This is a genomic window from Janthinobacterium sp. 1_2014MBL_MicDiv (assembly GCF_001865675.1).
Taxonomy (GTDB): Bacteria; Pseudomonadota; Gammaproteobacteria; order Burkholderiales; family Burkholderiaceae_D; genus Janthinobacterium.
Window position 1 is genome coordinate 1,363,726 of the sequence record NZ_CP011319.1, and the last position, 12,140, is coordinate 1,375,865.

10 protein-coding genes are annotated in these 12,140 nt (G+C 65.9%); 4 read left to right on the plus strand and 6 right to left on the minus strand.

Annotated features, from left to right (window positions below; all coding sequences use genetic code 11):
- Together YQ44_RS05970 and YQ44_RS05975 are read left to right on the plus strand one after the other, a co-directional pair.
- Positions 1-450 carry an excinuclease ATPase subunit gene (locus YQ44_RS05970; RefSeq protein WP_071322602.1) on the plus strand — a complete coding sequence of 150 codons (450 nt, stop codon included), beginning with the start codon at positions 1-3 and terminating at the stop codon, positions 448-450.
- 144 nt (positions 451-594) lie between these two features.
- Positions 595-1,206 (plus strand): 4'-phosphopantetheinyl transferase family protein, encoded by a 612-nt coding sequence (locus tag YQ44_RS05975; RefSeq protein WP_071322603.1) that lies wholly within the window; start codon positions 595-597, stop codon positions 1,204-1,206.
- On the opposite strand, the gene YQ44_RS05980 is transcribed toward YQ44_RS05975, so the two are convergent.
- Genes YQ44_RS05980 through YQ44_RS05990 form a run of 3 tightly spaced genes read right to left on the minus strand, consistent with a single transcriptional unit; the run spans position 1,203 to position 2,855 of the window.
- The gene (locus YQ44_RS05980; RefSeq protein ID WP_071322604.1) at positions 1,203-1,988 is read right to left on the minus strand and encodes a DUF2145 domain-containing protein; all 786 of its coding nucleotides are present in this window, start codon (positions 1,986-1,988) and stop codon (positions 1,203-1,205) included. The genes YQ44_RS05975 and YQ44_RS05980 overlap by 4 nt on opposite strands.
- A gap of 3 nt (positions 1,989-1,991) precedes the next feature.
- The gene (locus YQ44_RS05985; RefSeq protein ID WP_071322605.1) at positions 1,992-2,408 is read right to left on the minus strand and encodes a hypothetical protein; all 417 of its coding nucleotides are present in this window, start codon (positions 2,406-2,408) and stop codon (positions 1,992-1,994) included.
- 24 nt (positions 2,409-2,432) lie between these two features.
- Complete coding sequence (locus YQ44_RS05990; RefSeq protein ID WP_071322606.1) at positions 2,433-2,855, minus strand: hypothetical protein; 423 nt, start codon at positions 2,853-2,855, stop codon at positions 2,433-2,435.
- A 160-nt stretch (positions 2,856-3,015) separates the two neighbouring features.
- Between YQ44_RS05990 and YQ44_RS05995 the strand changes: the two genes are divergently transcribed.
- Positions 3,016-3,759, plus strand: coding sequence for a helix-turn-helix domain-containing protein (locus YQ44_RS05995; protein WP_071322607.1), 744 nt, complete (start codon positions 3,016-3,018; stop codon positions 3,757-3,759).
- A gap of 24 nt (positions 3,760-3,783) precedes the next feature.
- Here the strand turns inward: YQ44_RS05995 and YQ44_RS06000 are convergent, their stop codons facing one another.
- Both YQ44_RS06000 and YQ44_RS06005 read right to left on the minus strand, forming a co-directional pair.
- The gene (locus YQ44_RS06000; protein ID WP_071322608.1) at positions 3,784-5,241 is read right to left on the minus strand and encodes a DUF3999 family protein; all 1,458 of its coding nucleotides are present in this window, start codon (positions 5,239-5,241) and stop codon (positions 3,784-3,786) included.
- Positions 5,238-8,477: a DUF2339 domain-containing protein gene (locus tag YQ44_RS06005; RefSeq protein WP_071322609.1), complete on the minus strand. Its 3,240-nt coding sequence runs from the start codon at positions 8,475-8,477 to the stop codon at positions 5,238-5,240. Before YQ44_RS06005 ends, YQ44_RS06000 begins: the two co-directional genes overlap by 4 nt.
- 231 nt (positions 8,478-8,708) lie before the next feature.
- Between YQ44_RS06005 and YQ44_RS06010 the strand changes: the two genes are divergently transcribed.
- On the plus strand, positions 8,709-10,595 hold the full coding sequence (locus YQ44_RS06010) for an MFS transporter (RefSeq protein ID WP_071322610.1): 1,887 nt from the start codon (positions 8,709-8,711) through the stop codon (positions 10,593-10,595).
- A 3-nt stretch (positions 10,596-10,598) separates the two neighbouring features.
- Here YQ44_RS06010 and YQ44_RS06015 read toward each other — a convergent pair whose 3' ends face one another.
- Complete coding sequence (locus YQ44_RS06015) at positions 10,599-12,140, minus strand: hybrid sensor histidine kinase/response regulator (protein ID WP_071322611.1); 1,542 nt, start codon at positions 12,138-12,140, stop codon at positions 10,599-10,601.

A 12,140-nucleotide genomic window follows, 5' to 3' on the forward strand; every position in this document is an offset into this window, starting at 1 on the left:
ATGAAAACAATGATGATCCTGGCCGCCATGACGGCGGCACTGGCGACCGCCTTGCCTGCGCAAGCGGCGGACAACAAGCACATGATGTCGATCGCCGGTGCGATGGCCGCCAACGACGCGCAAGGCCGCCTTGGCGATGGCGTGCAGTTCTTTTTCGGCGACCAGCCGACGCCGCCGATCGCCACGCGCATCAGCAGCGACAAGACCAGCCAGAAGACCAATGGCGTCGGCAAGTCGGCGGAAACGTCGTGCAACTGGGCTTTCCTGTCGGCCATGCTGGCGCTGCAAAAGCGCGCGCAGTCGGTGGGCGCCGATGCGGTCGTCAATATCGTCAGCAACTACAAGAATGTCGAAAATTCCAGCACCACGGAATTCGAGTGCCATGAAGGCACGATGATGACGGGCGTGGCATTGAAGGGCGAGTTCGTGAAGTTGAAAGACGCTAAGTAAGCAGCAGGGCAGACCGGCGGCGCGCAAGCGCCGGCAAGGCGCTCGACACACTGGCAGCGACGGGCAACCGCGCTGCCATTTTTTTTGCCGGACCGGCGCCGGCGATTTATGGCAGACTGCGCCTTTGCGTATCCACACACGTCCATGACCTCAACCACCTCTGCCACCGGTGCCAGCATCTGGCTGCTCGATTCCCGCGGCATTGACGCCGCGCAGCTTGGCCAGTATGAAGCGTGGCTGGGGGCGGCGGAAACGGCCCGTTACGCGCGCTTTGCGCGGCCGCTGCGCCGGCGCCAGTTCCTGCTGGGGCGCGCCTTGCTGCGCGTGGCGATGGGGACATTGCTGGACTTGCCGCCGCCGGCCATCGTGCTGGAAGAACGGCCGGGCCAGGCGCCGTTGCTGCTGTCGCCCGAGGGGGGCGCGCATTTCAGCATTTCCCACAGTGGACACTGGGTCGCCTGTGCGCTGAGCCGTACTGCGCCGCTGGGGCTCGATATTGAAGTGTGCGACCCACGGCGCGACGTATTGGCGCTGGCGCGGCAGGCGTTTGGCGCGGAGGTGGTCGCCGAGCTGGAAGGCATGGCGCTTGAAGCGCGGCTGGCGGCGTTTTACCGGCGCTGGAGCGAGGCGGAGGCGCGCTACAAGCTGGGCATGGATGCGGCAAGCTGCGTGACCTTGCCCCATGCCGAGCTGTCCATCGTGCTGTGCAGCGCGGCGCCGCTGGCGCACGCGCCGGTCTTGATGGTGCCGGACTAATTGCCCCGCACGACGATTTCCTGTACCTGCGGTTCGCGCTGGCGCATGAAGCGGGTGATGGAGTCGACGGTGACGACGTCGATCTGGCGCGTCATGCGGCGCTCGAACGGGTGATCGTCAAAGGCAATATTGGCGCGGAACATGCGCGCGCCCAGGCGCGTGGCGGCGGGGATGCTGAGCGTTTGCGGCGCGTAGCTGGCGCCGCGCAGCCAGCCTTGCGCTTCGGCGCGCGTCTCGATCTTGCCAGGTTCATTGCTGGCAGCGGCCAGGGTTTCCAGCACCCATTGATTCGAGTTCTGGTACTTGGTGGAAAACGGGTAGGCCAGCATATTGTAGTGCGCCTCATGCAGGCGCTTGGGCGTGTTGCTGGCCAGCAGGCGCGCCAGTTGCTGCTGCGTATCCTGGCCTGGAATCAGGATCAGGGTTTCATACATGAACACGTCATCCATGAAGAAATTGCCCAATCCCTCGTTGTACAGCGACGATTGCGCCGTGCCGCATTCATTGAGCTCATGCACCACCAGCCAGCGGCCCTTCGGATGGTCGCGCCAGGCCAGCGCCATGTGCGAATAGCGCACATTGTATTTCGACAGATCCTGGCCGGCGCGCGCCACCAGCGCCACTTGCGCGCCCGAGGCGTCGAGCGCCTGCAGGGTCTTCTGCGCCAGGTCCATCGACTTGACGAGGGTGGTCGCGTCGGTCGGCTTTTCCTCGCACGAGCGCCCCGCGTGGGCGGCGCCGGCCAGGGCCAGGCTGAGGACGATGACAGTCAGGCGTTTCATGGTTTACGCTTTCGAATGGTGGAGGATGGCTTTGCCGGCCGCATTCGGCAGGTAGGCGATGGCCTTGCCCGACAGCATCAGCATATGGCCCGTCGAGACGGCCACGACGTCGACTACCGTGCCGGCCGCCAGCGACAGGCCTTGCGTGGCTTGCTGGCTCAGCTTGACGGAGGCCGTGGCCGCTTGCGCGCTGCCTCTGGCCGTGCTTTTCAGCACGAGGACGCTGCCGTCGGCCACGTCTTCCACCTTGTCGATGACGATTTCACCGGCGGCGGCCAGCACCGACATGGAGCCGACCAGCACGATGGCCGACGCCATGCTGGCATTGTCGGAGGCGTTGGTGGTATCGGAATTGGCGGCCTGGGCCAGCGGCGCCACGGTGGCGGCGCACAGCAGGGCTGTGGCGAGCAGATGTTTCATGGAAGTCAGGTTTTTCATGGTGATTTACACTTTGGAATGGTGCAGCAGTGCCTTGCCCAGTTCGTTCGGGATGAAGGCGATGGCCTTGCCGGACATGACCAGCATGTGGCCGGTGGACAGCGCCGCCACACTGACCACGGTGCCGGCGGCCAGCGACAGGCCCTTGGCTGCCTGCGTGCTCATCTGGATGGAGGCGCCACCCGCTTCGGACGCGCCCTTCAGCACGATGACGATGCCTTCGCCCACGGTTTCCACGCTGGCGATGACCACCTGGCCGGACGCGACGAGCATCGACAGCGAGCCGGCGACGACGACGGCCGAACCCTGACTGAGGTTTTGCGAGCCTTTCGACAGATTCTCGGAAGCGGCGGCGTGCGCCAGGCCGGGAGCGGCCACGGAAAGCGTCAACAGCGACAGGGACAGGCAGAGGGGCAGCAGGCGTTTCATGTGTTTCTCCTTCAAGTGTGCCAAGTGGCAACGCCATCATTGTAGACTGTGGGCAATTGGTCAATGAAAACGCTACTCGTAGCGGGCAGGCATACTGCGGGTAGCGTTTTCCGCTACTTTTTTGCTTGCCGAAGCAATGCCATTTTTATAAAGGAAGTGCATGCCGCAAACCCACGCCCTGATCGAGGCCTTGAAACGCCTGTTGAAAGCGCGTTCCGTCACGTACGCCGAACTGGCCCAGCGCATCGGCGTGTCCGAAGCCAGCGTCAAGCGGATGTTTTCGCAGAAGCAATTCACCCTGCAGCGGCTGGACCAGATCCTGGTGGCCGTCGGCAGCGATTTCCAGCAGCTGGCGCTGGCCGTGCAGGCGGCGCATGCGGCACCCACGCTGATCACGGGGCTGACATATGCGCAGGAAAAGGAAATCATCGACGACACCAGGCTGTTCGTGGTGGCCGTGTCCGCCCTGAACCTGCTGCCGCTGGAGCAGATCGTCGCCATCTACGACATCAGCGAGGCGCAAGCCGTGAAATACCTGCTGCGCCTCGACAAGATCGGTTTTCTGGAACTGCTGCCGAATAACCGGGTCAAACTGCTGGTGGCGCGCACGTTTGCCTGGATACCGAACGGTCCCATCCACACGTATTTCAAGAAGGAAGCGTATGGCGATTATTTGAATTCGCAATTCGATGGCGAAACGGAACTGCTGCGCCTGGTGAATGTGATGCTGTCGAAGAAATCCACGGCGGCCTTGCTCGAGCGATTGAAGCAGGTGGCGGTGGAGTTTTCGCAGCAGCACCAGGAAGACGCGCGCCTGCCTGGCGATGAGCGTCTGGCCATCAGTTTCATGCTGGCAGCACGACCGTGGATGCCGCAGACGTTCAAGGCGTTGCTGCGGCAGTGAGGCAGCGATATTGCGGCCAAGCCGTTAATGTTCCTGCTTGTCGCTACTGCCTTGTTCCTCTTTCATCTGCGTCAGCAAACGCCAGGCGAAAAAGCCCAGCACGGCCACGCCCAGCAAGAGCGCGGCCCACAGCGCGGCCAGGCGCCATGGCGCACCGGTGTGAGCCGATGCTGGCGCGGCGTCGCTTGCGCCAGCGCGCGCCGTCAACGCGCCCACTGTGGCAATCGGCAGCGCCTGCAATTCGCCGTCGCGATAGCCGGGCGCCACCTGTGACAGCGGCTGCGCCACCGGTTGCGCGTCGACTTTTCCGAACACCAGGTGATATGGCCCCTTGCCGCCGGCCAGGAACACCAGCGTATCCGGCGTCCAGCCCAGGCGCAACAGCGGCACGCTGGCCGGCATCGCCGTACTTTGCGACTCGGGCCGTAGCACCCATTGCGTGGTCTGCACCACCGGCATGGTCAGGTCGCCGGAGACGCGTTCCTTGCCAGCCTCGCTGATGCGGTAAAAGCTGGTGCTCAGCAGCGGCTCAAAATATTCGCCATTTGCCGGCCGCGTTTGCCGGTGCAGGGACAGCCGGCGCTGCGGCACATGAGTACTCTGGCGATACACGCCCAGTGTGACGGGCAGCACCACGTTGCTCTCCATGAATTGCAGCGCAATGCTGTCGGCGGGAATGGCGATCGGCGTGGCATACGCCCACTCGCCGGCAAGTTTGCCTGGAACACCTCGCAGCACGATGCTCGCGCGTGGCGGCGCCGCCTCGGTTTCGCTGACGGCTTGCGCGGCAATCGCTGCAAACACCAGCGGCTGGCCTTCCTGCCAGCTCAGGCGCGCGTAGCGGAAAGCGCGCGGCGCAAAGGCAATGCTGTCGTTGGCCAGGGTTTGCGTGTCGCTGTTGCTGAGCCAATTCAAGGTGGTGGTGCCGATCGCATCCCATTGCTTCAGGTCGTCGCTCACTTCCAGCAGCACTTGTGCACTGTAATTATCCGTGCGCTCTGGTGGCGTGAAGCGCAAGGCGGCGATGCGCTTGTCTGGCGCTTGCTTGCCCAGGTCCAGGATCAGCGCTTGCAGCGCCGTCGTCCGGGTTGCCGCGCCGGCGCGGGTGCTGACCGATAGCAAGCGGCCATCTTCCGCCATACGGATGTCGATGCCTTGCAAGCCGTCGCCAGTTGCCGGTGCGCCCGTCACGGGGAAAATGCGGGCTGGAATGGCTGTCCGCTGCGTCGCCGATTGCGCAGGCGGCGCACCGATGGCATAGGCCAGGCGCTTGCCGTCGCCATCGAACAGCCGCACGTCGGCCAGGCTGGGCGAGCTGGCATGCAGGTAGACTTCTCTGGGCAATGTGAGCTTGACGATGCCCGCGCCGGCCGCCACGGTCACCGGCATGCTCCAGCCGTAGTCCTGCGGCCTGTCCTGGGACGGCGCGGCCAGCGCGGCGCCTGCCATTAACGCGATGCCGACCATGAGTGTGGTTTTCATGCGGTTCCTTGTTGCGGTTCGGCTGGCACCGGCGCGGCAGCCTTGGGGAAGGGCGCCAGGTAGCCGATCAGGACCATCAGCAAACCGACGCCCACGAAGGACACGATGCGCTCGATGCCGCCCACGTTCGACAGGTCGATCAGGAACAGTTTCAAGACGACCAGCCCCAGCAGCACGGCGCCAAGGCTCCACTGCTGGCGCCGCTGGTGGCGGGCCGCATGGCGCATCAGCAGCAGCGCCGTGATGCTCCACACCAGCGACAGCATCGCCTGCACGAACTGCGAAGCCAGCATGGCGTCGAAGGTGTATGGCACGCCCAGGTAGTGCGAGACCGTGCGCAGCAGCATCAGGTTGAACCAGGCATACACGCTGCAGGCGGCGACGACGGGCAAGCGCGCCTGCCACAGTGCGGGCAGCGGCAACTGGCCCGCCGGCAGCAGGCGGTAGCTGGCGATGGCCAGCAGGATGGCGAAGCCCGTGCTCAGGTCCAGCGGATTGAGCAGCGGCAGATAGGGCAGGGGCGCCATGGCGCCATCGTCGAAGACGTTCCACGCGGCGATCAGCAGCAGCGACCAGGCCGCCCCCAGCGGTATCAGATAGCGCTGGTACCACGCGGCAAGCGGCGCCACGGGCCAGGCTGTCGCGCGGCAGCGGCGGATCAGCCAGGCCAGCGCCAGCATCATGGCCCAGGCCGGCAAATAACGGGCCCAGGCGGGGCTGACGCCGTCTTCATGGCGCGCCAGCCAGGCGTTGACGTGCATGGCGCCGACCGGCCACAGCATCAGCCACGGCGCCGCCGTGCGGACGGTATGCAACAGGCGCAGCGCGCGCACGTCGAGTTGCCAGCCGGCCTTGGGCCAGGCCAGCAGCAGATATTCGCCGGCAGCCAGGGCGGCCGCCAGGGCCAGCCAGGACAGGCCCGTGGGCAGGTAGTCGCGCAAGTACAGCGCCAGCAGCAGGTTGGCGCTCCACAGGCCCAGGCCGATCCACGCTGCCACGCTGAACCAGCGCAGCTGCGGCCACGCCAGGCGCCGCGCCAGCAGCGCCAACACGGGCGTCGTCACGCTGACGGCAATCAGGTACAGCGCCAGCCAGTGTTCGCCCGCGTGCGGCTGCATGCGCAAGTCGCCATCGATCAGGCGCAGCAGCCAGCTGGTGCATGGCACGAGGATGGCGGCAAACCACAGCAAGCCGCTCCAGACCAGCAGAGGGCGCGCTGCCAGGGCCGGCAGCGCGTCGCCGCCGCGCGCGCGCCGCTCGGTGAACCAGGCGCTGGCAAAGGCGGCGGCGCCCAGCAGCAGGGCGCTGAGGAAGGAGCCGTCAAACAGATTGGCCGGGTGCTGGTCCCAGGCCCAGCTGGCGCGGCTGAGCAGCACCAGGCCCGCCAGCACCTGCACGGCCAGCAGCAGGGCGCGCGGCGCATGCCATTGTTCGCGCCGCGCCAGCCAGGCCAACAGGGCCGCCACGCCCAGGGCGCTGACGGTCAGCAGATTCAATTGGGTGGCCGCCTCCGTGCGCAGCAGGATTTCGCTCCAGATGCCGCCCAGCAGCCAGGCCGTGGCGGCGGCCAGGAACAGCACGGACAGGCTGCTCATGAATTCCGGGTACAGGGGGCTGCCGTGGCGGCGGAAGCTGTAGGCCATCACCAGCGCGGCGGCGGCCAGCAGCGCGCAGCCGAGCCAGATGTTGGCGTGCAGGGCCGATGCCGCATCGAGTTCCTGCATGGCGATGAGGAAGGAAGCCCAGGCGGCCGCCTGCACCAGCAAGCCGAAGGCCCAGGCCAGGGTCTGGCGCTGGCGCAAGCCGACCCAGACGATGCCGGCGCCTTCCAGCGCCCAGGCGGCCGATGTCCAGCGGCCGTCGAGGGCGAACGGGATGGCCAGGGTGCCGAAGACGATGCCCAGCGCGAGAAAGGCTTCGGCCAGCAGGCGGAAGCCGTCGCGGCGCCACAGCGCCACGGCCAGGCCCATGTAGCACAGGCCGGCGACCAGCGCGGAAAAGGCCAGGCCGAACGGGAAATGCTGGACCAGGCCATATTGCAGGCCCATGGCCGCCAGCGGCGTGCCGAAGACCAGCGTGCCATCGACGTAGTGCCTGAGGCGCGGCGCCTGGCGCGCGCAGTAGGCGATCGCGATGCCGACATAGAACAGCACGAACAGGATGAGGAACAGCTGCGTCGACAGGTAGTGCTCGGGCGTGTAGCGCAGCAAGCCCCAGGTGGTGGCGACGACGAAGGTGAAGCCAAAGCTCAGTACGTTCAAGACGCGCCAGGCGCGTTTCAGGGCGATGGCGAAGACGCCCGCGTTGAGCAGCGCGTAATAGCTGAACAGGCCGATATGGTTGCCGCTGCCCGTCGACACCAGCAGCGGCACGGCAAAGCCGCCGACGATGCCGAAGACGGCCAGCCAGACGGCGTTTTGCAGCACGGCCAGCAGGCACGTAAACGCCGTCAGCACGAACAGCACGGCAAAGGCCAGGCCGGCCGGTATCAGTTCATACAGGCGGAAGGCGCCAAACGTCACCAGCATCAGGATCGCCAGCGCCGTGCCCTGCAGCGGCAGGCTGATGCCGGGGCGGCTGAGGCGGATGCGCCAGGCCCAGGCCAGCAGGGCGATGTCGGCCAGCACGATGGCCGCCAGGCGCAGCTCGATGGGCACGGTGACCTGGGCCGACACGTACTTGAGCAGGAAGCTGACGCCGAGGAAGAGGATCAGCAAGCCCAGCTTGGCCACCAGGTTGCCCGTGAACAGCCAGTTCTTCGCCTTGGCAACAAGGCCGTCCGGGCGCGCGATCCACGATGGCGTGTTGACTACGGCAGGGGCCGCAACGGACTTGGGCGCAGGGGCGCTGGCTGCGGGCGTCGCGGCTGCCGCGCTTGCCGCGTTTGCTGGCGCTGGCTTGTCGAGCGGGACGGGGCTGGCGGGGGCGGGCGGCCCCGTCCTGGCCAGCGCGTCCGGGCGGGCCGTGGCGGCCACCGGCGCCGGCGGCGGCGTGGGGACCGGCACCGGCATGGCAGCGGCGGGCACCGCCACCGATGCGATGTCAGCCGTGGACGCGGCGGCAGGCATGGCGGGCCGGCCTTCCAGCGCCTGCAGGCGCGCCTGCACGCTGTCGACGTCCTTGCGCAGGCGGGCCGTCAGCAACTCCAGATCGGCCACTTTCCGGCGGTACTGCAGCACCTGCACGAAGGCGGCGATCAGCAAGCCAAATATGATCAGCGTTATCAATCCAAACATGGGGCAGCTTTCCTGGATGGCAGGGCGAAGGCGCCCCTTGTATGCGCACATTACCTTATTATCAAGAAACAGGCGATTTTTGTGGCACCAGGGAAAGTATCAAGGCAGAGGCCAGCATGGCGCGGCACGGTGCTTTCCGTATTGATGCTAAGCAAGATGGCGACATTCAGATTGTCGTGCGCAAGATAGTGCTGTATTTTAGCAATTCCTTAATGTCCGGTTCTCCATGCCATGAGTCAAAGCAGCCAGTTTTCCTTATTGTCGCAGCGCCGTTTCGGGCCCTTCTTCTGGACCCAGTTCTTTGGCGCCTTCAACGACAATCTGTTCAAGACGGCGCTGATGGTGATCCTCGCCTATGATGCGCTGAGCTGGACCACGCTCGACCCGTCCACCATCACCAACCTGATACCCGGCCTGTTCATCCTGCCCTATGTCGTGTTTTCGGCGACGGCCGGCCAGCTGGCCGACAAGTTCGAAAAGGCGGGCCTGGCCCGTTTCGTGAAATGGATGGAGCTGGCCATCATGGCCGTGGCCGCCGCTGGGTGGATGACGCATACCCTGTGGCTGCTGGTGGCGGCCGTGGTCGGCATGGGCGTGCATTCGACCCTGTTCGGCCCCGTCAAGTATGCGTATCTGCCGCAGCAGCTGAAGCCCGAGGAATTGGTGGGCGGCAATGGCCTGATCGAGATGGGCACCTTTGTCGGCATCCTGTTGGGCGAGATCCTCGGCGCCGTGTTGATCGTGCACAAGCCGCTGGGCGTGGAACTGGTGGCCGGCGCCACCATCGCCGTGGCCCTGTTCGGCCTCATCGCCAGCTACCGCGTGCCGCGCACGCCGGCGCCCGAGCCGGAACTGAAGGTGAGCCTGAACTTCGTCGCCGAATCGTTCCGCAACCTGAATTTCTCGCGCAAGAACCGTCCCGTCTTCCTGGCCATGCTGGGCAATTCCTGGTTCTGGTTCTACGGCGCCCTGATCCTGGCGCAGTTCCCCGTCTATTCGAAGGATTTCCTGCATGGCGACCACAGCGTGTTCGTGCTGCTGCTGACGGTGTTTTCGGTCGGCATCGGCACCGGTTCGCTGCTGTGCGAGCGGCTGTCCGGCCACAAGATCGAGATCGGTCTGGTGCCGTTCGGCTCCATCGGCCTGTCGCTGTTCGGCATCGACCTGTATTTCGCCAGCAATGCGTATGCGAATACGCAAGTGGTCGACGCGCTGGCGTTCGTCAGCCAGGCCGGCGTGCCGCGCATCCTGCTCGACATCGTCATGATCGGCGTCTTCGGCGGCTTCTTCATCGTGCCCCTGTTTGCCCTGATCCAGACGCGCTGCGACCCGAAACACATCTCGCGCACGATCGCCGGCATGAATATCCTCAACGCCTTGTTCATGGTGGCGGCCGCCGGCGTGGCCATCGTGCTGCTGGGACAGGGCTTCACCATACCCCAGCTGTTCCTCGTCACGGCCATCCTGAACGCGCTGGTGGCTGCGTATATCTTCTCGCTGGTGCCGGAATTCCTCATGCGCTTCCTGGCGTGGATTCTGATACAGACCGTGCACCGCGTGAAAGTGGTCGATGGCGAGCGCATCCCCGCGGAAGGCGCGGCGGTGCTGGTATGCAACCATGTGAGCTATGTGGACGCCATCGTCATCATGGCGGCCAGCCCCCGTCCCATCCGTTTCGTCATGGACCACCGCATCTTCAAGATGCCGCTGATGGGCTGGATTTTCCGTACGGCCAAGGCCATCCCCATCGCGCCGGCCAAGGAAGATCCGTTTCTGATGGAAAAAGCCTTCATCGATATCGCGCAAGCGCTGCATGAAGGCGAGCTGGTGTGCATCTTCCCCGAAGGCAAACTGACGCGCACGGGCCAGATCAGCGAGTTCAAGGGCGGCATCGCCAAAATCGTCGAGCGCAGCAAGGTGCCCGTGATCCCGCTGGCGCTGCGCGGCTTGTGGGGGCATCTGTTGAGCCATCGCAATGGCCACCTGTTCGAGCGCGCCTTCAAGGCGGGCTTGCGCTCGCGCCTGTCGCTGGCCGTGGGCATGCCCGTGGCGCCCGAGGCCGCCACGCCGGAATTGCTGCAGCAACGGGTGCAGGAGTTGCGCGGCAAGTGGAAATAGGCCTCATTCTGTCCGCGTAGCCCCGCTGGCGGCCCCGCGCGCCAGGTGCTGGCCCAGCAGGGCGGTGATGGCGGTGAAATCGACCGGTTTCGTCAGGTGATGGTCATACCCGGCCTGCGCCGTGCGCTGGCGCGCATCGCACTGGCCCCAGCCGGTCAGCGCGATCATCAGCACGTCGCGCCCCTGCGCCCGCTGGCGCACCTGGCGCGCCGTCTCGTAGCCGTCGATGCCCGGCATGCCCAGGTCCATCACGATCAATTGCGGCCATGCGGCGTCGACGGCCGCCAGCGCCTGTTCGCCGCCATACGCGACACTGGCGGCATAGCCTTCCAGCTGGAACAGCGCCTGCAGCGAATCGGCCGCGTCGCGGTTGTCGTCCACCACCAGCACCTGCACGGCATGGCCGTGGCCGGCCGGCGTGGCGTCTGCCGCCTGCGGCGTGCCTGTGACGGCTTCGGCCACGCTGGCGGGCAGGGTGACGACGAAGCGGCTGCCGCGCCCGGGGCCATCGCTATGCGCTTCGATGCTGCCGCCATGCATTTCAGCAAACTGGCGCGCCAGGCTCAGTCCGATGCCCAGGCCGCTGGCCATCTGGCCCGCCACCGTGCGGCCCTGTTCGAACATGGAAAAGATGCGCGGGATGGCGTCCTGGTCGATGCCGATGCCATCGTCTTCCACGGCCACCCGCAGCTGGCCAGCGGCCACGTGCGCCGTAATGTGGATGTGGCCGCCATTTGGCGTGAACTTCACGGCGTTCGATACGATATTGGCAAAGATCTGCACCACGCGCGCATAGTCGGCGTACAAGGTCACGGTCGCTGGCGGCAAGTCGAGCGCGATGCCGATGTGGCGGCTGGCGGCGGCCGGCTGGCACAGCTCGATCACATGGCCGATCACCTGTTGCAAGCTAATGTTCTTGCGCTGCAGCACCACCTTGCCGCTGGTGATGCGCGCCACGTCGAGCAAGTCATCGACGAGCCGCGTCAGGTGCGTGACCTGGCGCTCGATCACGCCTTTCACCGTGGCCACTTGCGCCGATTCCGGATACAGGTGGCTGAGCAGGGCCACCGACGTCCTGATGGGCGCCAACGGATTGCGCAGTTCATGGCCCAGGCTGGCAAGGAATTCATCCTTGCGCTGTTGCGACTCGCGCACCTGGTACTGGCGCTGGCGCGCGCGCAGCATGGCATGGACCGAGGTGATCAGGGTCAGCACGTGCACGGGGCGTTCCAGCAGGGTCAGGTTGCCCAGGGTGGCGATGGCTTGCCGCAGGGGCAGGGAATCGAGCCGCGCATGCGTGAGCAGGAGGATGGGCAGGTCGGACCACTGCGGCTGGTGCCGGGCGTAGTCGTCGAGCACCTGGCAGGCGCCCGCATGCAGCGCCTCGTCGACGGTCAGCACGCCGCCCGCGCCCAGCGCCAGTTGCCCGGCCAGCTCGGCGACCGAACGGCAGGCCTGGCTGGCGATGGCGGCGCTGGCCAGTACCTGACCGGCCAGCGCCGCATCCTGGCCGGCCGGCGCGTAGATCAGGATGCGCTGTTCCAT

Bases quoted from the DNA above. Each gene is read 5' to 3' on its own strand.
- YQ44_RS05970 (WP_071322602.1), top strand. From the start codon at position 1: ATGAAAACAATGATGATCCTGGCCGCCATGACGGCGGCACTGGCGACC.
- YQ44_RS05975 (WP_071322603.1), top strand. From the start codon at position 595: ATGACCTCAACCACCTCTGCCACCGGTGCCAGCATCTGGCTGCTCGAT.
- YQ44_RS05980 (WP_071322604.1), bottom strand. From the start codon at position 1,988: ATGAAACGCCTGACTGTCATCGTCCTCAGCCTGGCCCTGGCCGGCGCC.
- YQ44_RS05985 (WP_071322605.1), bottom strand. From the start codon at position 2,408: ATGAAACATCTGCTCGCCACAGCCCTGCTGTGCGCCGCCACCGTGGCG.
- YQ44_RS05990 (WP_071322606.1), bottom strand. From the start codon at position 2,855: ATGAAACGCCTGCTGCCCCTCTGCCTGTCCCTGTCGCTGTTGACGCTT.
- YQ44_RS05995 (WP_071322607.1), top strand. From the start codon at position 3,016: ATGCCGCAAACCCACGCCCTGATCGAGGCCTTGAAACGCCTGTTGAAA.
- YQ44_RS06000 (WP_071322608.1), bottom strand. From the start codon at position 5,241: ATGAAAACCACACTCATGGTCGGCATCGCGTTAATGGCAGGCGCCGCG.
- YQ44_RS06005 (WP_071322609.1), bottom strand. From the start codon at position 8,477: ATGTTTGGATTGATAACGCTGATCATATTTGGCTTGCTGATCGCCGCC.
- YQ44_RS06010 (WP_071322610.1), top strand. From the start codon at position 8,709: ATGAGTCAAAGCAGCCAGTTTTCCTTATTGTCGCAGCGCCGTTTCGGG.
- YQ44_RS06015 (WP_071322611.1), bottom strand. From the start codon at position 12,140: ATGGAACAGCGCATCCTGATCTACGCGCCGGCCGGCCAGGATGCGGCG.